Raw genomic sequence first — 22,690 nt, 5'->3', positions numbered from 1 at the left:
CTCACTCCCTTCTCAAACTCTTAACCGGGTTTGCCATTGCTGCTTTGACCGATTGAAAGCCGATGGTAAACAATGAGATCAGTATAGCAAGGATGCCTGCTACTAAGAAGATCCACCAGCTTATGTTTATCCTGTAGACAAAGTTCTGCAGCCATTTATTCATGGACCACCATGCAATAGGTGATGCGATGACGATTGCGAATACTACCAGCTTTACAAAATCTCTTGATAGCATTACTGTGATCTGCGCAACAGTTGCTCCCATTACCTTGCGGATGCCTATTTCCTTTCTTCTCTGCTCCGCCACGAATGTGGCCAGTCCGAATAAACCGAGTGCTGAAATGATGATGGAAATACAACAGGAAAGCAGGACCAATTTTGATATCTTTAAATCATTCTTGTACACATTATCGAATGCCTCGTTCATAAACTGATACTCAAGCGGGGCATCAGGAGCAAATCTTTTCCATGTTCCGGCTATGGCGTCCATTGCCCTGGGAATATTACCTGCAGTGATCTTCGCAAATAATACAGACGCAAGTTCGTCGTTATTGTTATTGCTTATGACCATCGGGCCAACTTTATTGTATAACGAGCGGAAGTTATAATCTTTTATCACGCCGATAATCTGCCCCGTATCTCCACCATTTCTGGCAAATAATTGTCCGGCGTAAGGCGGCCGAATCCCTAATGTTCTTACAGCTGTTTCATTGAGGATATAATTCTTCTTATCGGAGTGGTCCTTGTTAAACCAATGGCCTTCCTTCAGTTGAAAATTGAAGATGTTCCCGGCTTCAGCAGAAAGGAACAAATGAACGATCTGCGCCTTCAGGGTTGTATCCATTCCCTCCCAATACCAGTTGCGTGCTCCACTTGAATTAAGTAGATTTCCTTCAATAGAAGTACTTGCGACGGCCACGTTCTCTATAAAGCTGTTGCGTTCAAGATCGTTCCGGATGGCTTCAGTGAAGAGATTGATCTGCTGCGGGTCGTAATCCATCTTCTGCAATACCTGGGAAGGGATATCAAATGTTACAACCTGTGCCCGATCATAATGGGCTGCAGATCTTTGTGCCAGATCCATCTGAAGATAAATTATGATCGTACCAATGATAAATACCACACCGATCACAAACTGAAATACCACTAATCCCTTGCGCAGTAATACGTTTCTAAACTTCAGCAAGGAATAACCCTGCAAATAATCCAATGGTTTAAAAAAGGATAAGGTCAGTGCCGGGAACACGCCATTCACAAGGGTGGTGAATAATAAGGCGCCCAGTAATACACGCCATAAAATAGTTGAAGCAACTGATAACTGGAAATTGGTTTCAGTAAGCGCATTAAACGAAGGCAGGCTGAGCCCCATTATGATAATCGAAATGGACAACGCGAAAAGGCATAGTAAAAAAGATTCCGTTAAGAATTGGCAGAACAACTGCACACGGCTACCGCCGACGATCTTCCGGATGCTTATTTCTTTAGCGCGTGCATTGGCCCTCGCGATGGTAAGGTTTATATAGTTAATGCTTGCCGTTATTAAGAGCAGTATTCCGAGCACACTAAAAACAAATACAGCCATACGGCTGCCACGGCGGAAAACAGGGTCGGATGAATCGGTATCAAAGTGTAATTCAGGCAAAGGCTGCCCTGCTATGGAGAAGTTTGTCAGTTTGGATAACTCGTGCGCATGTCTTGTTGCGGTCTGGGTAAAGGCGTTAATATCTGTATTGGGCTGGACCTTTACAAAGGTACGATAGCTAAGATTGGTCCAGTTGTTATAATCTCCTTTCCTGTATGCGAGACGTGCAGCCATTGGCACGAGCATATCGAATTGTATGCTTGAGTTAACAGGATTATCTTTTACGATCGCTTTTACCTGGTACAATGTAGTGTCCAGTTTGATGACCTGTCCGACAGGGTCTTTATCGCCGAACAGTTGTCTTGCCCTGGACTGAGTAAAGATGACGGAATAAGGATGCTCGTTAAATGATCGAACGTCGCCACTTATAACATTGTAGTCAAAGATTTCAAACCAGTCGTTGTCGACAGCGATCCCTGTTTTCTGATTGAATAATTGTCCGTTGACATTCAACGTCCCCATCCATCTCGCCATCCTGGCTACGTTGACCACTTTAGTCTCTTCTCTAAGCGCTTCCGCTACAGGCAGTGATGTGAGTGGATTTGCCTGATCATCCCCCGTAAATTTCATTTGCACCAGGTAAATGTCCTTTGCATCTTTATAATAACTGTCAAAGCTTAATTCATTTTGTACCCAAAGTGCGATAAAAATGAATGCGGCTAAAGCGACAGAGAGACCAAACAAATTGATGAGGGTGATGGTCTTGTTATAGAGAATGCTGCGCCAGGCAGTCCTGATATAATTTTTAAGCATGCGGATAGCGTTCTGGGTTGACTTGGTGCTGACGGCGGTACACGTCTTCCGACGGGTCCAGCGCGCCTGCTGAACGTAGTGCAGCAACAAGATCAATGCCAGGCTGAAAAATCCTATTTCTAAGTGTATTTTAAGCCGTTTTATGGCCAGGCGATGTCCGATATCGAACAACGCTTGTGCAAACGCGGACGCACGATTGAAATAATCCTAAAGTGTCAAGTTGATCAATACCCCGGAGCCTACTTCCTTCGCAGTGAACTCGTGCCCTTCAATGACAGGATCAGTTACATCTATATAATAAGGGTTACACTCATTATCCGTCTTTATTTCCTTATTAATATAAGATAATGCAATAATACCCACACCAGGGATGTCTATTGTATATTTAAATGTGCCTTTTTTTACATCCGTGATGTGAAAGACGAATGCCCCATAGGTAGGCGCACCTCTTTGTTTGCCAATAATACCCTGCTGTGAAGGAAGATCTGTGCCCTCCTGCGTGATTGTTATGGATGAGGCCTCAATATCTTTTGACAAAAGGATAGTATCTCCGGTTTGTCTATCTACGATTATTAACGCTGCCATGGTAGGCGGCCTTTCACTCAGTATATCATCGCAGTGATTATCGTCTTTACTTTTCCGGCATCCTGTTACCAGACTTAAGGCACACAGCAATATCAGTGGCAGATAATAAAATTTCATTGCAGGGAAATAAGCAGATCGTCTGTTTTTCATAAAGGAAAGTTGCTTTAAATAGGGAGGGTTAATGTTCAGTTACCGTCGCCGTGTTTTATTAAACTTATCTACATCGGGTTATATGCGGGCTGGCGGCTGCAACTGTTTCTCCGGTTCCGGTATGTAATATAGAAAATTTAAACGGCTTCGGTATTTAAATTTAAACCGTTGCAAGAGAAGTTGTAAAAAAAACATCAAATCCACAACCAGAATGGATTTGATGTTTTACGGCCGATAGCGCAAGCTTTTATACCTACCGGCTTTGCTATTTAGTAAGTTGTGTTTGAGGGATCATTAATTGTTTGATCTGGTTGTGGAAAATAACCTGTTAAAGATCCTGGTGTCTAGCGTTACGCCAAAGAAGCCTCCCCACTTCCATACGTTATCAGTTTTTATATCTGCCTGTGTCCCTGTAAATTCTGTCTCTCCCAATTTGAAATCTTTATCTAACAGCCTGCTAACTTTACCATAATGCCAACCGGCTGTTATACTACCTCCTCTGGCAAACTCAAAATTGATACCGGCAAAGAAGTTGTTCTCAATGCTGCGGGATAGTCCTACGCCAAACGTGGGATTAAAGCGGGTCAGGAAGTCGGGCTCTTTTAACACGTCTCTTCCTCTTGTGATAGAACTTCCTCCGATATATCTTATGGTCGACCACCAGTACCAGATAGCATTAATCGTGAGGATGGTCTGGCGGCCGGTATTAGCAGCTTTAATCGTATTTGTCGTACTTGTTAATGGTACCAACTGGAAATCCGGATTTTCCAGGCTGGAGCTGACATAGGACACACCCAGCCCCAAATGATAAAGAGGATTGACATGAACAGTTATGTTATTCAGCATTGCGTTTTCCTGCATTGCAGTAAAAGTCACATCGCTGGATGTGTAAGGGCCTTTATTGAATACCTTCACCGTGTACGGGAGCTCTTCCCTTTCCTCTCCTGAATGGATATTCTCATCCGGAATAGCTTCTGTAGGCCGTATCATTAAGTCGGAAGGTGCATATTCTGCATCATTGTCGTTAATACTATAGGTGTCGAAGGCCTCTGTATTCGGAACAACCATCAGAATAATGATATCGTCATCCTGATCAATATTCACAGGCTTCTTGCCGATAATATTACCAAGTGGATCTAAACAGATGTATGCGATGTTTTTATAGGTAAAGTAACGCTGCCTTCCCTTGATAATATCCAAATACCCTCCCCTATTGCTTTGCAGGTATTTTCTCCAGCTTGAAAAGGTTTCAGCGTTATTATCATTGCCATTACCAGCGTCAGCTCCGTCTCTAACGACCGGAGACGCACTTGCTCCGAGGTTATCAAAAACTACCGGAGTTCCGCCTCCAGTGGGAGTAGCTGTTAGCTTTAAAACTCCTATGGAACCGCCTTCTTTGACAATTTTATATTGCTTGTTAGCAAGGGAAATAACTGAGGCATTGTTCGTGACTTCCGATATTGTACCACCTGGTGGAGTTAATTCAATTTTAAACGTTGTTGTAGCAGCAAGGCCACTAACATCAAATCTCAGGTTCTTTCTCACCGGGATCTTTTTTATGTCTTCAGCTGTCTGATTTACAAAACTTCCATTCCGCCTTTGCTGAAACACAATATTTCCTCCATTTTCCCTTATGTAGTAAACCTGGGAAAATAAAGATGGCGACAAGATTAAGCCGTACAATAAACTAAAAAGAAAGGCGACTGCTTTTTTCATATTATTCGAATTTGAGGTTATAGTGATCATTTATTGTAGTAAAAGGAATAACAAATGACGCTCTCTTTTTATCTCCACCAACGAGTAATCCGATGGCGATGCCATCTTCTGCAAATACCAGAGAACCGGAATCGCCAACAAGAGAGAATGGTTCAGTACTTACAAAATGCACGATCATTACATTATCAAGGTTCTTTCGGTCAGGATTCAGTTTAGTGCCATAATTCAGTGTGACGTTCCTGTTAACCTGTGCAAGCCGGCCCTGTATCCGTCTGAAGTTCCTGACCCGGCTTAGTATGAAAACATCCCTGAACTCATCCAGATTTTCTTCATCTATAAAGATTGGTTCCTTTACCGTTACCTGATTGGGTAGCAAGTCATCGAAACTGACATCGGGATCAAGCTCCACCAATGCGGTATCAAGTTCCGCGGACTTTTCTGCATCAATGATCTTCCCTATCACATTCCCATCTGTATCGATCACCTCATCATGCGCACCAGGAACAAACAGGTCCCAATCCTGATCATTATGCTTCACTACATGGTAACACGTAACAAACACCTGCGTATCATCTGCGCGTTTCAGGATACAACCGGCATTACCGAAGCCTCTGTTCGGCATATCCTTATTCTTTACGCCTGATGAAACCATCATATCGCTCTGGATCTCTGCTTCTGCAACGCTCATTTCAATTCTGTAAACAATTCCTGAAAGGCGTTTATGCTTAAAAACAAACTTTTCTGGCGGCACAAAATCTGCGGTATTAGTAAATAATGTGATCAACATACGATCGTGCTCTATTTCGAAGTAGGATATTTCGAGATGGGATTTTGCGTAGGCATTCACTTCATCGTTGATCAGCTTGCGAAGTTCAACTTTGTCTTTTGCAGTATTTATTGCTGTAGTCCGCGTTGCTATTTCCGTATTGATAGATTCAACGATCTCTTTATCATTTACCGATAGTATCTGATTAATGTATTTACTGATCTGTTTTGATCGCAGGAGATTGACCGTCTCTATAAATTTCTTAAATGCCAGTTCATGGGTAGCAAATACGGAATAAGTTCCGCTTAGTGAGAAGTAGCTTTGTCCCTCCAGTATCAGTTGTTCTGCTGTTTCCAGATGGCTTTGCCAACGATCCCGGTATTTATACGCCTGCCGGAAGGCGTTGACTACAGCCAGTATTACACTCAGAATGGTAGCTACTCTTATAAAACCCGTATCAACAACCTGATCATCATCAGAATCGACACCTACATTGATCATTATAGGCACTACTGCGCTAAGAATAATGACCATCACATTAGTCACATCATTCAGCCACATATGCTTTCTCGCGAGGTTATGCAGCACAAAGATGTAATTGATGAAGTCAACATTCAATTGCTTCTTCTTTGCGGCGTCTATGGGCAACTGGTTGATCAATTCAATGTACTGCCGCATTCGCTGCTGATGCAGTTCTTTTAAGGACATTTGATCTGACATGCGATTGGGGTATGTTAAAATGTTTCTGAAGAACAGAATAAAGATGTCATTCATCCTCTTTGAGATTTTCCATTGTCCAAATAATATGGCCGCTAATTACCATAGTGTGAGTCAGGGAACAGAAAACTGATATACATAGCCAATGCTGGCCTGCCTCTTACTTATCCGGCAGCAGGGGAACAACTGTGAGACAAGGAAAGTCGGGGTTAAGGGGAATAACATTCGATCAATTTTAGCATAGTCTGTTCTGATTCAAGCCATCCTTTATAATGTAATAAGCATCCGTAAATATCCTGTAGATATTTAACACCTGCTGATGATAAAGTTGCCAAAACTTTAACATCATAACAATACCAACTAGTTGGTATTTTTTAGGCTTAAGTGGCCGGTCATTCAGGGATCATCTGTACTAGTTATAATTTCCGGTTTAATTGTGCCAAAGCTATTAGCCTGGGCAGTGCAGCGGGGTACAGCTTTGCTTACCACTCCGAAAACAGCGGCTCGCGCCAGAGAGAATTTTGATATCTCTCCCCTGCCGGAAGATGCGTTCGAAGCGATCAATCAAATTCAAACAAGGCAGCGGTTTAATGAAGTGGTGAAGACGGGTGTCCCGGGTTTTATTGCAAAGGGTAATTAAATAGGAATAAACCGGCTTGAGTGGCCGGTTTATTGTTTTATGGATATGCCGGATACAGATCTATCATTATTAGGGAATGGCCGCTGCTGTTTATATGCTTTTATGATTTTTATCACCTTTTTTTGCGCAATTTCTTCAACTAGATTAACTTTTTCCTGGCTGATATATAGGAACTTTGTACTGTTAAACAATATATCACGAGCAAAAGGATAGTTATGAAAGGTATAGAACCGAAAGCGAACGAAGCGATATTCCGACAGGAAAAATGCTTGTCCGGGAATACTAAAGCGTCCTCATTTTCTCACACTTGAGGAAAGGACATACTGGCCCTTGCAGGGGCAGTGAAATTATTACAAAAGTTATCGGGTGAAAGATTTACAATGCTGTAGCATGATGGATGCGTATGCCCGTGCACAAACCATCATGACATTGTAATAACAACCCAAAAACATTATTTATCGGCACAGGATCGATCTATCAACCGGTTGTTTTCAACTGATCGCGAAGCAAAAAAAATCTGGTAACTCCAGTAAATCGATCGTGTCGGTGTTTGAAACTAATATCACAGATATGAAACGTTTGGAAGAGTTTCCCAACAGGAAACAGATAGTAGTGATCGGTGGAGGCTTCGCCGGTCTGAGTTTTGCAAAAAGACTGCTACGGAACAGGTTTTATGAAGTCACGCTGATCGATAAAAACAACTTCAATTATTTTACGCCACTTCTTTATCAGGTAGCCACTGGTTTTCTCGAGCCGTCCAATATCAGTTACCCGTTCCGGAAGATTTTCAGAAACAGCAAGGTCAATTTCAGGATCGGCGAAGTGACCGCTGTAGACACACAGCGCAAGGTAGTTCACCTGGGCGATGATCAGATCAGTTACGATCATCTAATCTTCGCAGCCGGTGCAAAGGCCAACTTCTTCAATAATCAAAGTGTACTTGCAAATGCCATTTCACTTAAAGGAATGGAGGATGCACTGTTTATGCGTAATGAGCTTATGAGGACCATGGAAAAAGCCACTACAGAAAAAGATCCGAAGGAAAGGTTGAAGCTCCTTACGATTGTAGTAGCTGGAGGAGGCCCCACCGGAGTTGAAGTAGCCGGAATGCTTGCCGAAATGAAGAAATTCATTATAAAGAAGGACTATCCGGAACTTGCGCAGGCGAATGGCAGGATCTATATTGTTGATGGAAATTCGGTGTTGCTTGCCCCGATGAGTGAAAAGACCCACCAGGAGGCTTATGATGCACTTTATAGCCTGGGCGTCCGGATCAAATTGAATACACATGTAAAAAGCTACGAGAACGGTATTGTTACCTTTTCGGACGGCAAGGTCATTGAAGCAGGGACGTTAATCTGGTGTGCGGGCGTTACGGCGCATATTTTTAACGGGATTCCGCAGAGCAGTCTCGGTATCGGGAACAGAATGCATACAGATGCCTTCAGCAAAGTTATCGGATTAGAGGATGTTTATGCCATTGGAGATATTGCCGTTCAGTATACCGACTCCGATTATCTTAAGGGCCATCCGCAACTGGCACAGCCCGCGATCCAGCAAGGGAAAGCGCTTGCCCGGAACCTTCTCAGGATGGCAAAAGGCAAGAAGCTAATTCCTTTCAAATATTTTGACAGAGGAGACATGGCCATTATTGGTAGAAACCAGGCAGTAGCCGATCTGTTCAAACATAAATTTCATCTCAGCGGTTTTCTGGGTTTATTCAGCTGGCTATTCATCCACCTGATATCATTAGTAAATTACAATAATAAGCTCAAGACACTTTATAGCTGGATCGTAGCCTATCTGACCAAAGACCAGGCACTCAGGATGATATTTTTCTCCAAAGAAAAGCATTAGCGCGGTTGAGGGAGTTATTGCGATGGGAGGCATTATATTCAGAACGGCATGGAAGTTTAAGGAAGTAAAAAGATAAACCCCGCAGACTTGCCAGGCAAGATACTGCGGGGTTGCAACCGCAATCAGGCGTCATTTGTTTTTTTGATTTCACCGCATATCTTTGCCTAAACTGAAGTAAGACGGAATGCCCACACATTGCAAACCGTTTTCCTTTATATACAATCCTTATGAAAATTCGACTTCTGATATTATGCCTGCTTACACCAGTATTCTTATACTCGCAAAACAGCACAGATTTTGGCGCTACAATGAATTTCCTCCGGGAGCAAGGAATTAAATTAAATACAGTGACCCCTCCTGCCGGCTTCCGTGTTTATTATAACTGTGACTCATTACTTTTTATGAGAGGCAATTTCGGGGACACAATAAAAATATGGACATCTGGCAGTGATTGGTATCAGAGTCTTGAAGCGTTCAAAGAAACCATTAAAAATCAAAGCTTTGGTATAACTCAGTTTGTAAAAAGTATTGACGATGATGGACGAATATATGTTTCTACCTATCATCAAACGACGTTTATCTATCGCAAAGATTCACTTTTTCAAATAGAAAACTCGACGCCAACACTATCGGAACCATTAACTCAACTATTTGGCCAATATTTTTTAAAGAGGCAAATAGACAAGAAGACCTACGAAGCTCGCTTGGACAGCCTCCACGAGATTGAAAAAAGTCAAGCTGTTTATATCCCCAAGTTGATTTTCGCGAAAGGGATGTTTCAAACTAAAAAGGAAGTAACCCTTTCTAAGGACCTAAATTTTGAAGGAGATACAATTGAATTAGAAAATGAGTGGACCGAGAATGGGAAAACATGCTATATGGTGAGGATCAACAATACAGAAAATGGCCAGAATACAACCTATGCATATGCCATTGACGAAAACATGAGATTCATACATTGGGAAGGATGTACTCATTAATGACTTACAAAGAACTGTTTACAAAATGGGCTAAGTACCGGTATTATTATCAAAATACCTATTTAATGGGCATTAATGCCATAAACTTGTCGGAACAAGCCAATTATACAGGTCATTCATTAAATCCGGGAATTTGGCCCCCAAAAACGGTAAGAGGGTTTGTAAAACTACCAAGTAGTTGGTATTTTTACAACTTCGGGGATTAGATGCCTGGCAAGAGTAAACACCAGACGCTACTATTTAGTCTGCTTGCAGAACGATCATTTAATTCCTCCTTAACTAAATCTTATGAAGATGTACAAACTATTATGTGGATTCCTACTGCTTTTCAGTCTGCAAACCAAAGCACAATCCAAAGATTCATTGAATGCAAAGCTCGCTGAAGCCAAACGTGAGATATTGGCGAACGTCGCTTTTAACGACAACGCGAATAAGGCGTTTGATGTCTTAACGCAAAAAGCAACTGAGGCGTACCAGCAAGATGGATCAAGTAAAAATCTCGCTAAGATCCTTGAACGCTACAGAGCATTATTGACAGAAATCAAAGGTGCACAAACACCTAAAACGAACAATACCGAAGAGTTTGAAGTTAGTATAGAATCTATCAAAAAAGCTAAGTTGAAACTCTGCCCTCTTTATCCATTTTGCAATTAAGAATGATACTTCCTATTTGCTCCAACAGCTAATTACCAAGAGGTAACATAAAACAGAAGACCCGCTCTAAGAGTGGGTCTTCTATTTTGTTGCCGGTAGCGGAGCTTTTGCGAACCACGTCAGTCTGATTCTTAGCAGGTTATGAAAGCCATTTGGCTCTATTTGTAAAATAATCCCGGACGCAGACTTTTAATTAATATCCGGGCTTTGAAACCTATTTTATTATATCTAAATTTAATGGATGATCGGTTCAAAAAAACAAATCTGCTGCAGCCACATTCTTGATAAAGAACGGGATATTCTATTGGTAATCCGGACCGAAAAATATTTTCAGTTCCTATGTGGCGAAGCACATGACGATGAACCGGCATTGATACCCCTCAATGAAATTTTAGCCTATGATCCTTCTATCGAGCATGTTCTTGAACTAAAAAAGAATCATCTGATTCAAAGAGAATCGATTGAGGATCTTTGGATATTAAAGTATGACATACATGCAGAAGACTAATCTTGTTAAAACTAAGACTGAAAACGATAGAAGAATTGCAGAAATCTGGAATGATTATGATTTCAGTTTTTTGCCAGCTCTTGATAATTCATTTCAAATAAGAAATGAACAGGAAATTAAAGTAAGAGCTTTTATCCTGGCAATAATAGTGCAGGTATCATTTGATATCGTAAATCCGAACGATGCCCTGGAGTTCATCTGTTCTAATAATCTGGAAACATTCCTCACAGAAAATGAAAGATGGTTCCTTGAAAATGCAGTTGAAGAGGATAAAACTAATGAAACATGGAAATCTGAGTGTGTTTATACATTACTATGGGCGCTTTCTATCGTTGAGAACCTGGAAGATTTTTCCGATCTATGTAATCTGAACGCAAGCGAAAAAGGATATCCTTTTTTCAATACAGACACCGATCCGGACAAGTTTCTAAAAAACCCGGTATTCAAAGTCAGAAGTGTTCCTGAAATCATTAAAATGCTGGACATCTATTCACGCCTCGATTATATATGTGATTGGTGTAAAATAAATAACCTGGAATGCCCCTTTGACTCCGCGATGATCTATGAAAGAAGATATGCACTAGTGTGGCTGACACAAACAGTTGATTGGGATAGTGTTGAATGTAATTCTATTTATTGTTAAGTTACGGCTACGCCTATCCACTTTTTAACGCGGAATAACACATATCAAAATAATTCAAACCGGCTGTAGAATTAATGCGCACTCTGGAATGAGCCCCAATCGGAAAGAGGCCATTTGTGCAGTGAGGAGGTCTTTATGTAAGCAGCAACTCCTTCACCGTTTGAATCCCCGGCAAACTTTTCGCTACCACAATGACTTTACCAACCGCAGGCAATACAGTGGTTTTATAATACCAATCTACTCCATTCCGGCCCAAAAATGCCCGGCCACTTTCTGTGATAACTCCTTCTGCGTCTATCACCCTTACCTCCACTTCTGCTACACGGAACTCATTTTGGGCAGTCACTACCACTTCCTCCTTTTCTAACCTGATATTCTGGACTTCAGGACTGCGGTAAGCATCTTTCACAGCTATATTATAGGCATTTTGCCCTGGTCCTGCCAGCGACTGATAGTAAGCCTTTATCTGTGGATCTTCCAGCATTTGCTGCGCAAGCATCGAAGCAATGGTCATCTTATGCCTTGCCTCCAGCTGCTTTTGTGTGGGCTTTTTCTTTGATGGGCCGCGTTTCTTCGCCATAATGATCTGCCCATTCCTTTCGTAGATCGTGATTTGCTTGCCAAGAGAACCCCTGACAAGTTGCATGAGGATATTGTCTTTAACAATGGCCATAAAAAGGTCGTTTTGAGGTTAGTAATACAAGTTTCCTGTGTCGTTTCTCTAAGGTACGTATAAGTACATTAAATTGTCATTAAAAGATCATTTTAAGGGCACTTCAATATCGATTTGATATATAAATGACCTCTTAATACCCTTTTGGTAACCTTTTAGCAGCCTTATATGAAGCCGATAGAAAGCCTATTGGACCCTTTTAGAAGGGTTGACTATACGAGCGGAGGTTATATTCATGGAATTCCCGGATTGTCAAAACCATTCGGTTCAGGACTGCTATGCGAGAAGCATCGGATATAGAAATTGTCTTATTTGGACGTTCCGAAATGTATGCTGAACATACAGATCCCAAGTGTTCATCTTTATTAGGATTTACAGGATCTTAAAAAGAAGGTCGGAGACAATAAATCTCCGACCATGAAGCTATTGCTTAATTATTTTCTGACGAACCACCTTATTTCCGTTCTGTATAAGCACAACATATGTACCGGGTACGAGTGTGCTTACATCAATAGATTGGTTTCCGTTATTTACCTTTCCTAACTGGATAGTCTTCACGACACCACCATTCATATCCATCAACTGGATAGAGGTATTATTAGCAGCATTGAGGTTGTCAAACTGCACGGAAACATTATCCATTACCGGATTGGGGAATAGCCTTACAACCGCACTAGGATTGGCTTTTGTAGTTGTCGCTGGTTTTATTGCCACAACACTATCTTTTGAAGGTCCTGCCATGCGCCCTGATGTCCACGACTCTCCCAGGAAAACCAGACCAGCTCCTTCGTTTGCTTCCCTGATGGCAAATTGAGGCGCGCCTATAACAAAGTCCTCGTAGCCATCCGCATTCACGTCGCCTAAACCAGCTATAGACGAACCCAGTTGCGCGTTGGCCAGGTCTGCCCGTATGCTTGCTGTCACCCAGAAATTTACACCAGGATCGGCATTGTAGCCATAATAAAGTAATACGACTCCTTCGTCCTGTAGTGAGGCTCTGGTTTCCTTGCTCGGGGAAGCAGATAATACATCATCGTTGCCGTCATTATTAATGTCACCTGCAAATGCTACTTGTGATCCATAGTGAGCAGAATCCGCTTTTCCCGGGGCTATCAGACTTGGTACGCTAATGGTTCCTGTATCACTGCCAAGAAAAACATAAAAGGTGCCTGATTGAACAAAGCCTTCCTCAGGGTCATCACTGTCCTTTGCGCCAACTAGTATATCGTCGAAACCATCATTATTCGCATCCCCACCGCCAGCTATTGAACAACCAAAACCGGCCGCCCCGTTCGGGCGAAGTATGGTTTGATATCGATCAGCAGATATGCCCCTTTGATAATCTCCGCGAAAGATGTACAGATCTTCTCCTGCTACCACCATAACTTCATTGACATCGTCACCGTTTACGTCACCGCCGTCCGCTACCCTTGTTCCGAAACCGGTAGTTCCGGGTATAGCAATCTCAGTGGAGAATGAATTCAGAACACCCCAGGTACTTCCATAAATAATGGTAACATATCCATCAGAATTATCAGCACCTATGGCAATATCATCAATACCGTCAGCATCAACATCTTTCACAATAGCCACACTGATCCCAAAATGATCACCCTGTCTTATGGAATGAATAATGTCAGGTGTGGTGGTCATTCCTGATGCCGAGCCATAATAAACATACACTGCTCCAGTATCAGTGGCAGATGAATCAGTACGATAGGGAGCTCCTACAATTACGTCATCGAAGCCATCTCCGTTCACGTCTCCCCCGCCGGCAATGTAATTGCCGAATCGGCCGTTCGGAATATTTTTCTCCAATAGGGTAAAGAAATTAGGATTGATACCGTTGGGAGCACTGCCATAATAAACGAATACGGCTCCTTCCTGCGATTGTCCATTGGTATAATACGGAGCACCAATAATTACATCATTATATCCATCACCATTCACATCTCCTGCACCTGCCACAGAAGTACCCATCTTAGCCCCTATCTGGTTAGGTTGTAGCAGCGACTTCGCATTTCTTGCTACATATGAGCCAACGATAGATTTAACTGAAAGAGGGTACACAGCATTTGCTGCATCCACAACTATCTCTGTTAGATTATGCCGGATGTTAAAATGTGCGGGGAGCTTATTATTCTTAGCGTCCAGTACCTGCAGGTCATTATAACGGATCACCTGATCTTTATTTTTGAACGCAATGCCGCTCGTGCTCTGATAGATTGCATCCCATCCTTCTCCGGCTTGTAACTGTACCTTCAGCATACTCATGGCTGTTGCTGGTTGCTGTATGATAAAGTGCTGTCCAATGCCAGCTTCATTGTTATCGTATACTACCGTAAAATGATCGTCATGATTGAATTGTACCGTATTTTCATGCATGCTGACCAGCGGTTGCCCTACTGGCACGTAGCCCCCCACGCTTTTTACTGTCAAGCTAAAACTCCATTGCTCTGTGATATTCTGGGGAGTTACACAAAGCTTATCTGCTGTGTAAGTAGCGTTTAGGTCGTTATTTCGGTTAGGACTTCGATAGCTGCTAACATTGTCATTTTTCCGGATAAAATATTCCGTTCGTTCAATTTGCTTTTGGATTTGTTGTAACTGATCATTTTTCAGAATTGGATCTGTACCGGCATGTACAGAAAAAACAGCAAAAAATAAAAGGCTTAAAAAGTAGAGTGTTTTCATAATGAGGGAAATTATAGGTTATCAAAGGGTTGATTGTTATAGGGAATACAGCGGGCTATATATTGGCATTTTTACAGGAAATTAATATATAGAATAGGGTTATAACCGATGAGAAGATAATCGATAAAATAGTTTTTTTGAGATCTAACACTCATAAAATATGGTGTAGCCTATAATTATTTATTATTATTCCTTATCAAGGCGAAGAGAGACAGTGGCCACCTAATCTGATATTCCTACCAGACGACTTAAGCGCAATGTGCGAATGTATGTCCGGTAGACTGTTGTGTAACAGATGAAATGTACCGGGAGACTGAAGCAGAACTGCTCGCTAAGAAAGAAAAATTACACGTTTAATAATCCGGAATCACAAGCTATAAGGGAGAAAGGGTAAGTGCCTTTTCTCCCTTTCTTTTTGGGCTGAAAGAACCAAATAGCATTGATTATCACAAAGTTATATTATCAAACAGAGGTATTTACGATTTATTTACAAAGGTTACATTTTTATTTACAATCCATTCTCATCAGCCGAAAAATATCAAAGTAATATTGCTGAATCAACTCTGATAGCATATGAAATAAAAGTATGTCTTATCCGATCTGACTTATCAAGAGACTCTATATAATTTAATAAACCCGGAAAAAATTATGAAAAAGGTAATTTATGCGCTGATGTTACCGCTGGCTGTAGCGAGCGGACTTGTATTTGCTAATCATGAAATCAAGAATGAACCTACTAAGAAGCCGTCCCCAAAGCCGCTTTCTGCTGCTGAAAGGAAAGCCGAAATGAAAAAATGGGAGGCTACCCCCGCTGGTATAATGTACAAAAAATGGGAAGCGTCTCCCGCAGGTAAAAAAGTGTATGCCGCTGAAGCTAAAATAAGGACCCACATTAAAGATTATACCAATATGGAGGGAGTTGTAACCTCTCTTTCTCTTCCTCCTGGTTCAAGATTAGGTTTCGGAGTGATGGTCAGGATTAATGGTGACGATTATATTGTAAAATTTGAGCCGGAAAAGTCTCAACTTGAGCAATTGCAAAGCCTGAAAGTTAACGACAAAATAATTATAAGAAGCCATAACGTATCTCACGCGCCTAAGTATTCATATCCAATAATATCGTGCGACTATGCGGAACGAGATAGTAAAGTAATTTTTAAACGCGTCCCCCGCAAAGGCAATTGCTGAGTAAATAAGTTACTTTTTGCTAATTCTTAATCAATATGTTTTACTCTAAATTATAAAAAAATGAAAAGACTATTTGTGTTTGTCCCAGCTACCCTCCTGGTATTATTTATATTATATTCCTTTGTGCTAAAAGAAAAGGATCCGGCCAAAGTAATCAGAAATAAATCAGGGCTTGTAAACATCGTTTTCAAATCTACTGATGGCGGACAAACATGGCAAGACATCAGCACAGGGCTGCCAGAAAATTTGCGGGAAGATAATATCAAGGGAAATAAAGTCTTTGCAAATGATAAAGGGCTGTTTTTAAGGATTGGAAACGAACTATATCACAATACACCCAATGCCACAGCTCCCTTTTGGACCAAAGAGATTTTGACTGACGAACATAGCAGCATTACCCCTGGTAAGCCCGGAAAATCTGCTTACAATTACTGGAATGCAAATTTGAAAAAAACAAACGGAACGAATATATGGTCGCCAATATTCGAAATTTCTTATCAGCCACGAATACGCAGCACTTTTGAAACTGCCGGAGGTACGATTTTCCTCGCCACCGACAAAGGCCTTTTTAAAACTGTCAACAGTGGAGAAACCTGGAAACAGGTCCTTACCGGAGACATGGTAGGCAATTTGGCTGAGTTGAATGGCGCACTGGTAACGACCAGTACGAGCAAAATAATAAGATCGACCGATGATGGCGAAAACTGGGCGGTGGTGAGCAGTGAGGATGTTGTGGCTTGGGATGTAAAACAGATCAAAGGTGGGTTCGCTGCTATCACTTCCAGTCCAGCGTCGAATACCAGGAGGCTAAAGACATCCTACGACGGTGGTAAAACCTGGCAGCCCATTGATGCCAGTCCTCAGGACAAAGCTTTTAGTGATTCTATATGGCGGACCTGGAATGATCGCCCTCGTGTGCAGGCCTTCATGACTTCAATTACCCGCGTTGGTGAAACCTTCCTTTGTTCTCATCCTGACGGCATTTTCAGATCATCAGACGAGGGAAAAACATGGGAGTTATTACTTCCTTCTATAGAAAAGAAGTTCTTCGGTTTATTTATTTCAGGCAACGTTATCTATGCAGTACCCAGCAAGGGAGGATGTTGAAATTCGGATTAACATTTATTCTACACCTTGGCACGTGTACTCTTCATGTCTGCCCGGGTCTTGCCTGGAAAGCAAAAGGTCGGAGATATTGAAGTGCCCCCTAAAAGTGTCTAACTTTTAGGGGCACTTCAATTGGTATTGATTGTTAACAAACTGTATTCCGCCGTATAGTCAAATCAGGCTGTTTTATATTTCCTTTCTTTTATCATGCCATACCTGCTTCTTCCAGCACCGTACTATACACTTTCAACCCTGCTACCCAGGTTTCCACCACCTCGATATTTCGCATATTCATAAATGGGTTCTTCATCGTCAGTGGATCCTGCGCCAGTACGACAAAGTCCGCAAAGTTCCCAGCCTTTAGCGAGCCTGTCCACTGCTCTGCATAACATTGCCATGCCGCGTCATAAGTAATAGCCTTCAGCGCCTGTTCGTGCGTGATACATTCTGCTCCATTCAGTACGCCTGCTTCGTCATCCGCCTCCATTTTCCTTGTGATAGACTGCTCCATCATTCTCAATGGTCCCAGCGGACTTACCGAATTATCACTATGCAACGTGATCCGCATGCCCTGTTGCAGAGCACTGTTACAGAGATCCAGCATGTTTGATCTCTCCCCAAAGATAGCCTCCTGGAAAGCATATCCCCAGTAACCCACGTGTCCGATCAGAAAACTTGGAGAGACCCCCAGATTTTTCATGTCTATCAGGTTTTGCTGTGTTGCTAAGGAGCAGTGTTCTATTCTGTGTCGCACCCCTGAAGAAGGATCAGGAATAAATTCCTTAAATGCGTCTATCGCAAATTGAACGGCACGATCGCCATTCGCATGGATCATCACCGGCCATTGTTTAACGCTTACAATCTCCTTCATCAGCTGCCGGAAATCCTTTGGAGGAATCAACGGCTTATCATCGTACTTGTCTGCGAAATTATACACGCCGTAGTTGTTAGCAGGATTACATAAATATGGATCGGACTGATACCCTGTCAAGCCCTGGTTAGAACCATCAGTGATTACTTTCACATGACTCTTGTAGATGTCTTTGTATACGATTGGCGGAACAGGGAAATCCTTTATTTTGCTCAGATCATCCATCGAATTACATACTTCGGCTGCGCCGATACGAACAGTTCCCTTGTTCACCGCCAGATATGCTTCCAGTATTTCCTGCTGCCCCTTATTCATGCCCGCATCATGCATGAAGGTGACGCCTCTGGAATTAGCAGTGTCAAAGATCTGTTTTAAATAGATGAATGATTTCAGGAAAAAGTCTGCTTTCTGCGATGGCGGAATGGCTTTCAATGCAGGCGTCATCCCAGCGCTTTCCTGTAACTGGCCCTTTGTTTTCTCTTTGTAGTCATTGAAGGAAGAGTAGGTGTTTAACAGGTCAATATTGTCCGGGAAATTCCAGATCAGCCACAGTGCTTTTGTATTTACATACAAGGTGTGCATAGATGCTGCGATAATGCACACCGGTGCATCTGTAGTAATGCTGTCCAGCAGGTCGATGTCTATCGTTAACAGCTCTTTATTATTTTTTAATAAAGGCATCAGCGCCGGATCAAGGCCTGAACCCAGGAACCATAACGAAGGATCCAGGCCGGCTAGTTTTTCAGCCTCTTTAGCAATAGTTTTGCCCAGGGTGTCAATGTTGTAGTCGGGTTTCAGTACCTGGCCTTCAAATGCATCCAGGTTTGTCCAGCCCATTAACATAGCTGTAGGAACGAGATGAATGTGTGGTTCAATCAGACCGGGCAGTAAGGTTTGGCCCTCTTCCAGTACCCTGCTGGTATAGCCGGGGTAGGTATCGTTCATAAATGCGGCTACTTCCTCTTTGGTGCCTGTCTTTACTACAACGCCTTCTGCAAAGCCAATAGCACCTACAGATTCAACGGCTCCATTGATCATAGGCCGGATAATGCCACCGGTGACCATGAATGGTTGAGTCTGTTCTTCTTTTTTAAATGTCTTTTGTTTTGGGAGCTTTGCGAAATTTTCAGGAGTGAAGAGCTCATCTTTTAATATTTTCAAAATAGGGTTACTACATGCACAATGCGTGCATCCGTGGTGATGATGGTGTTCCATATGATTTGAGGGTTTGGTTATTCTACTTCAAAAGCACATGGGATATAACACGGGATTAGAATTTTTGTTCACCGGACATTTATTTCCCTTTGTTAAATGTAGGTAAACACCCGGGATAGAGCGTTTTGTCCGAACGAAAACGGCTGAATAATATTGCGGCTATCAAATAAGGTAACGAAAATAAATGCAGACAACCCCAAAGCCGATCCTATAATATTTAACAAACTATACCATTTGCCTTTTTATGAAATTGCGGATAGCTATCTTTAAGTCAAGAATATTCATAATTATTACTTCTAACCTTCACCAATATTGGAAACGTAACTAACTGGTTCCATTAACACTCATATTTTAGCAGTAATTTCATAGCGCCGTCTACCAGCCACCTTCCCCGAGGCTCTCAAAATCTTCTATCTGTGAGAGTTTGGCTAGACCTTCAAGAGAAATATCGGACCTCTTTTCCTCGAAGACCTCATCTCCACCTTCTGCTGAAGTATTAGTGTTGACCCGCTCCAATCGTTTTTTAGTCAGAAAATTGATGCTTACTTGCCGGTCCACTCTCGGGCCTGTATTGTTACTCGCGTCATAGCCGATGAGCTCAAAATCCGAACCTTTAAGTCTGAACGTATATTTCCAATACCCATACCTGCCGTGCGTATAATGTATGTAGAGTTTATTGCGGTCAATTACAACAGAAAGTTCAGGGGCAAAATATACTCCGCCATCCTCATTCTCAGAAGAAAAACAATCTAAATTTTCTAACACCTTCTTAAACTGCCCGCTCATTCCTAAGAACACGATCAGCCCACGGCGGTTCTTATCCACTACCCTACCATCAGCGTTGGTCTCCAATCTGTTTTTTGCCGTTGCTTTCACAACCAGAACGCTGTCTTGTATTCCATCCTTATTCAGATCGCCCTCGATGCGCCCGACAATTCGGTACCCTTTTGGCGCCGGGAGAACGGGAATGACTGCCTTTCCCGAAGCGGGACCTTGCACCTGAACAGATATCGGGTTGATAGCCTTTGACCGGTCGGCGAAATTCCCAAAGGTCTGACCGATGCAGCCTCCTGGAATGATCAGGTTAACAAGTATCAGATTTATCGAAAGAAAATGTCTTCTCATTGTATCAAAAAGCTTTTAGACACATCAACTCAAACAGCGCATAAAAATTTTTAGTTAATCTCTTTCCTCAACGCTGATGTCCTCTAGTTGATAGGATTCGTCAAGCTGACAATAGATCTCCATATCCGGATACTCTTGTTTAGCCTCAAAGATCATTACCACCCCATTGTCAGGATAGAAACACAGGCGTATTGCGAGCAGTGATGCTTCAAGAGCTGTATAGTCACTCTCTGAAGGTTGATAACCAGCTCCACCATAAGCAGCATCGGTCAGTTCTCTGGCGATCTGTTTTTTCAGCACTTCAAAAGTCCCGGCGCTTAAGCCTGTTGCCCAGTCGGTTGCGCTTGAGATTAACGCGGCAAAGTCAGACGGTTTGGGATCATCCTCCTCTTCCAGATCGAATTCGGCGGCAACTTTTACCGACTCCGGTAGATTAAGGTATCCAAACATACAACCGTCCTTTAACTGTAGATCCTTGAAAACTTCCATATAATTATCATTCTAATGCTTATTGGTTATAGCGGCTTCTCTATTTTTCGGTCCCCACTATATAACGGGTATTTATACATTGTTTAAGGGAGCCGTAGCCCGTTAGCGCAGACAGTCGAAATAGAAAACCGGTTTCCTATCACAATATTAGAATATTTTTTGTAGCAATGGGCGCTTCGTCGACTATGCCCTTACCCTTCCCGTCGCATTCATGAATCAGTTTATCTTTTCCTTTTTTAGTTTGTTTAACGATGGCCACCAGATATGGAGCCATTGAAAATTCCAACATTTGAACATTTATATAGGATGATGAAAGTGCATGGTATGGTAAATAAATAGTATTGTTGAAAACATCAACAGGCAAAACACTATCTTTCGCCAACTCTTCATCCGCAGTTTCGAAGAATATCAGCTTATTGGTTTGAAAAATACTACTTCAGACCGTATTCGCTCTTACACCAATGCCAATACGCAAAATAGAGTCGGAAAGTAGTGCCTTTCGTATTTGCATTTTACGAAACTAATAATATCTTTATCGGGTATTTTAATTCCACCATTAACCCATTTCCACGTATGTTATCCAGATTTACCAGCATCATGCTTACCTTTCTATTCATATTGGCGGGTAAGGCCTTTGCGCAAAAGGCGGAAAATTGTAACTGTACCAGCATTATGCGTTTTGTGCAGCAGAAAACAGAAACTGTTTATGCCGGATTCCCTAACAAGGTCACTGCGGCTAATAAAAAGGGGTATGATCAGCTATTGAAGAAGCTTATTAAACAGTCCTCCGCAATACATACCGTAGATAGTTGTTATTTGCTGACCCGTCAATATACTGCTTTTTTTAAGGATGCACATATCAGAACACAATATAACTGGGAATATGTCCGTCAGCACCGTGAGCGGATGGATTCCCTGAAGAAAGTGATGTACAACGGGAATGTTCTAACTTCACATATCAGCAACAGTACTGCTTTTAAGCAGATAGATGATAGTACCGTATTGTTAACGCTACCATCTTTTGAGCAAAAGTACAAGGCAATCATCGATAGTCTTGTAAAATCGAATGAGACGCTGCTCAAGACAATACCTCATCTCATAGTTGACTTGCGTAATAATGACGGCGGGTATGACATGACATATACCTCATTAATGCCGTTTATTTATAGTAATCCATTTGTTGTATACTACCGTGAGGTAAGGGTATCTCCTGACGCTATAGCGTTATACAAAGAAGCCCTTGATAATCCGGACATCGGAGAGCAAATGAAAACGTTTTTTTATCGTGCTATCGCCTTACTTGAGGAAAGAAGGACAGGGTTTGTCAATCTTGCGGGCAAATGTACCGACACCATTAAAATGGAACAGTTTTTTTCCCACCCGGAGAGAGTTAGTATTATCACTGACAGAGCTACCGGAAGTTCTGCAGAGAATTTTGTAAGTATGGCAAGACAGAGCAAGCGGGTGACTGTTTTTGGTGACAACACACGGGGAGTGGTAGACTATGGGGATGTTGTGTGGTTGAATCCACCCGGATTTCCCTTCCTGGAACTAGTCATTCCTACCCAGCGATCATGCCGTCTATCTGAGGTAACAGTCGATAATGTAGGTTTTCCGCCTGATGTGCGTATTGCGGCGGATGTTGATGCATATCAATATATATTGGACTGGGTGAAGAGAAAGTCAGGTTATTAAAATAACCATTGCTATTAAAGTT

At 42.1% G+C, this 22,690-nt stretch carries 18 protein-coding genes; 9 read left to right on the top strand and 9 right to left on the bottom strand.

Features of this window, described 5'->3' with window-relative positions; genetic code table 11:
• Position 1: 1 nt before the first annotated feature.
• From C7475_RS00485 to C7475_RS00470, 4 genes are all read right to left on the bottom strand, one after another.
• The gene (locus C7475_RS00485; protein ID WP_146217424.1) at positions 2 to 2,395 is read right to left on the bottom strand and encodes an ABC transporter permease; all 2,394 of its coding nucleotides are present in this window, start codon (positions 2,393 to 2,395) and stop codon (positions 2 to 4) included.
• A gap of 207 nt (positions 2,396 to 2,602) precedes the next feature.
• Positions 2,603 to 3,130, bottom strand: coding sequence for a hypothetical protein (locus C7475_RS00480; protein ID WP_110049861.1), 528 nt, complete (start codon positions 3,128 to 3,130; stop codon positions 2,603 to 2,605).
• 294 nt (positions 3,131 to 3,424) lie between these two features.
• Positions 3,425 to 4,846, bottom strand: coding sequence for a hypothetical protein (locus C7475_RS00475; protein WP_110049858.1), 1,422 nt, complete (start codon positions 4,844 to 4,846; stop codon positions 3,425 to 3,427).
• 1 nt (position 4,847) lies between these two features.
• The gene (locus C7475_RS00470) at positions 4,848 to 6,332 is read right to left on the bottom strand and encodes a DUF4231 domain-containing protein (protein ID WP_158286373.1); all 1,485 of its coding nucleotides are present in this window, start codon (positions 6,330 to 6,332) and stop codon (positions 4,848 to 4,850) included.
• A gap of 433 nt (positions 6,333 to 6,765) precedes the next feature.
• On the opposite strand from C7475_RS00470, the gene C7475_RS00465 reads away from it, so the two are divergent.
• The 6 genes from C7475_RS00465 (at position 6,766) to C7475_RS00440 (ending at position 11,611) form a co-directional block, all read left to right on the top strand.
• Positions 6,766 to 6,969 (top strand): hypothetical protein, encoded by a 204-nt coding sequence (locus C7475_RS00465; RefSeq protein ID WP_199236149.1) that lies wholly within the window; start codon positions 6,766 to 6,768, stop codon positions 6,967 to 6,969.
• Between the two features lie 570 nt (positions 6,970 to 7,539).
• Positions 7,540 to 8,826 (top strand): NAD(P)/FAD-dependent oxidoreductase, encoded by a 1,287-nt coding sequence (locus C7475_RS00460; RefSeq protein ID WP_110049853.1) that lies wholly within the window; start codon positions 7,540 to 7,542, stop codon positions 8,824 to 8,826.
• Positions 8,827 to 9,053: 227 nt separating this feature from the next.
• On the top strand, positions 9,054 to 9,806 hold the full coding sequence (locus C7475_RS00455) for a hypothetical protein (RefSeq protein WP_146217423.1): 753 nt from the start codon (positions 9,054 to 9,056) through the stop codon (positions 9,804 to 9,806).
• A gap of 294 nt (positions 9,807 to 10,100) precedes the next feature.
• Complete coding sequence (locus C7475_RS00450) at positions 10,101 to 10,460, top strand: hypothetical protein (protein ID WP_146217422.1); 360 nt, start codon at positions 10,101 to 10,103, stop codon at positions 10,458 to 10,460.
• A gap of 241 nt (positions 10,461 to 10,701) precedes the next feature.
• Positions 10,702 to 10,968: a hypothetical protein gene (locus C7475_RS00445; protein WP_110049847.1), complete on the top strand. Its 267-nt coding sequence runs from the start codon at positions 10,702 to 10,704 to the stop codon at positions 10,966 to 10,968.
• Positions 10,955 to 11,611: a DUF4272 domain-containing protein gene (locus tag C7475_RS00440; protein WP_158286372.1), complete on the top strand. Its 657-nt coding sequence runs from the start codon at positions 10,955 to 10,957 to the stop codon at positions 11,609 to 11,611. Before C7475_RS00445 ends, C7475_RS00440 begins: the two co-directional genes overlap by 14 nt.
• A 133-nt stretch (positions 11,612 to 11,744) precedes the next feature.
• On the opposite strand, the gene C7475_RS00435 is transcribed toward C7475_RS00440, so the two are convergent.
• Positions 11,745 to 12,284, bottom strand: coding sequence for a hypothetical protein (locus C7475_RS00435; protein ID WP_110049842.1), 540 nt, complete (start codon positions 12,282 to 12,284; stop codon positions 11,745 to 11,747).
• A gap of 423 nt (positions 12,285 to 12,707) precedes the next feature.
• A complete protein-coding gene (locus C7475_RS00430) occupies positions 12,708 to 14,669 on the bottom strand; it encodes a T9SS type A sorting domain-containing protein (protein WP_158286371.1) in 1,962 nt (653 codons plus the stop codon).
• Positions 14,670 to 15,626: 957 nt separating this feature from the next.
• Between C7475_RS00430 and C7475_RS00420 the strand changes: the two genes are divergently transcribed.
• Positions 15,627 to 16,166: a hypothetical protein gene (locus C7475_RS00420; protein ID WP_110049837.1), complete on the top strand. Its 540-nt coding sequence runs from the start codon at positions 15,627 to 15,629 to the stop codon at positions 16,164 to 16,166.
• A 60-nt stretch (positions 16,167 to 16,226) separates the two neighbouring features.
• Positions 16,227 to 17,273, top strand: coding sequence for a sialidase family protein (locus tag C7475_RS00415; RefSeq protein ID WP_110049835.1), 1,047 nt, complete (start codon positions 16,227 to 16,229; stop codon positions 17,271 to 17,273).
• Positions 17,274 to 17,478: 205 nt separating this feature from the next.
• On the opposite strand, the gene C7475_RS00410 is transcribed toward C7475_RS00415, so the two are convergent.
• From C7475_RS00410 to C7475_RS00400, 3 genes are all read right to left on the bottom strand, one after another.
• A complete protein-coding gene (locus tag C7475_RS00410) occupies positions 17,479 to 19,359 on the bottom strand; it encodes an amidohydrolase (RefSeq protein ID WP_110049833.1) in 1,881 nt (626 codons plus the stop codon).
• A gap of 375 nt (positions 19,360 to 19,734) precedes the next feature.
• Positions 19,735 to 20,484: a hypothetical protein gene (locus C7475_RS00405; RefSeq protein ID WP_110049831.1), complete on the bottom strand. Its 750-nt coding sequence runs from the start codon at positions 20,482 to 20,484 to the stop codon at positions 19,735 to 19,737.
• Between the two features lie 54 nt (positions 20,485 to 20,538).
• Entirely contained in the window at positions 20,539 to 20,973 is a 435-nt protein-coding gene (locus C7475_RS00400; RefSeq protein WP_110049830.1) for a hypothetical protein, read from the bottom strand.
• A 573-nt stretch (positions 20,974 to 21,546) separates the two neighbouring features.
• Here C7475_RS00400 and C7475_RS00395 point away from each other — a divergent pair.
• Complete coding sequence (locus C7475_RS00395) at positions 21,547 to 22,668, top strand: S41 family peptidase (protein ID WP_146217421.1); 1,122 nt, start codon at positions 21,547 to 21,549, stop codon at positions 22,666 to 22,668.
• Positions 22,669 to 22,690 lie beyond the last annotated feature (22 nt).

Origin of the sequence: Chitinophaga sp. S165 (genome assembly GCF_003182155.1) — a bacterium.
In the GTDB taxonomy this organism is placed as follows: domain Bacteria; phylum Bacteroidota; class Bacteroidia; order Chitinophagales; family Chitinophagaceae; genus Chitinophaga.
Note: the sequence above shows the minus strand (reverse complement) of the source record. Positions and strands in the feature narration are given on the sequence as shown.

Excerpts from the sequence above, each read along its gene's own strand:
- C7475_RS00470 (WP_158286373.1), bottom strand. The coding sequence starts at position 6,332 with ATGTCAGATCAAATGTCCTTAAAAGAACTGCATCAGCAGCGAATGCGG.
- C7475_RS00430 (WP_158286371.1), bottom strand. The coding sequence starts at position 14,669 with ATGCATGAAAATACGGTACAATTCAATCATGACGATCATTTTACGGTA.
- C7475_RS00455 (WP_146217423.1), top strand. The coding sequence starts at position 9,054 with ATGAAAATTCGACTTCTGATATTATGCCTGCTTACACCAGTATTCTTA.
- C7475_RS00410 (WP_110049833.1), bottom strand. The coding sequence starts at position 19,359 with ATGGAACACCATCATCACCACGGATGCACGCATTGTGCATGTAGTAAC.
- C7475_RS00405 (WP_110049831.1), bottom strand. The coding sequence starts at position 20,484 with ATGAGAAGACATTTTCTTTCGATAAATCTGATACTTGTTAACCTGATC.
- C7475_RS00395 (WP_146217421.1), top strand. The coding sequence starts at position 21,547 with ATGTTATCCAGATTTACCAGCATCATGCTTACCTTTCTATTCATATTG.
- C7475_RS00460 (WP_110049853.1), top strand. The coding sequence starts at position 7,540 with ATGAAACGTTTGGAAGAGTTTCCCAACAGGAAACAGATAGTAGTGATC.
- C7475_RS00415 (WP_110049835.1), top strand. The coding sequence starts at position 16,227 with ATGAAAAGACTATTTGTGTTTGTCCCAGCTACCCTCCTGGTATTATTT.
- C7475_RS00445 (WP_110049847.1), top strand. The coding sequence starts at position 10,702 with ATGATCGGTTCAAAAAAACAAATCTGCTGCAGCCACATTCTTGATAAA.
- C7475_RS00450 (WP_146217422.1), top strand. The coding sequence starts at position 10,101 with ATGTACAAACTATTATGTGGATTCCTACTGCTTTTCAGTCTGCAAACC.
- C7475_RS00475 (WP_110049858.1), bottom strand. The coding sequence starts at position 4,846 with ATGAAAAAAGCAGTCGCCTTTCTTTTTAGTTTATTGTACGGCTTAATC.
- C7475_RS00400 (WP_110049830.1), bottom strand. The coding sequence starts at position 20,973 with ATGGAAGTTTTCAAGGATCTACAGTTAAAGGACGGTTGTATGTTTGGA.
- C7475_RS00420 (WP_110049837.1), top strand. The coding sequence starts at position 15,627 with ATGAAAAAGGTAATTTATGCGCTGATGTTACCGCTGGCTGTAGCGAGC.
- C7475_RS00435 (WP_110049842.1), bottom strand. The coding sequence starts at position 12,284 with ATGGCCATTGTTAAAGACAATATCCTCATGCAACTTGTCAGGGGTTCT.
- C7475_RS00440 (WP_158286372.1), top strand. The coding sequence starts at position 10,955 with ATGCAGAAGACTAATCTTGTTAAAACTAAGACTGAAAACGATAGAAGA.
- C7475_RS00480 (WP_110049861.1), bottom strand. The coding sequence starts at position 3,130 with ATGAAAAACAGACGATCTGCTTATTTCCCTGCAATGAAATTTTATTAT.
- C7475_RS00485 (WP_146217424.1), bottom strand. The coding sequence starts at position 2,395 with ATGCTTAAAAATTATATCAGGACTGCCTGGCGCAGCATTCTCTATAAC.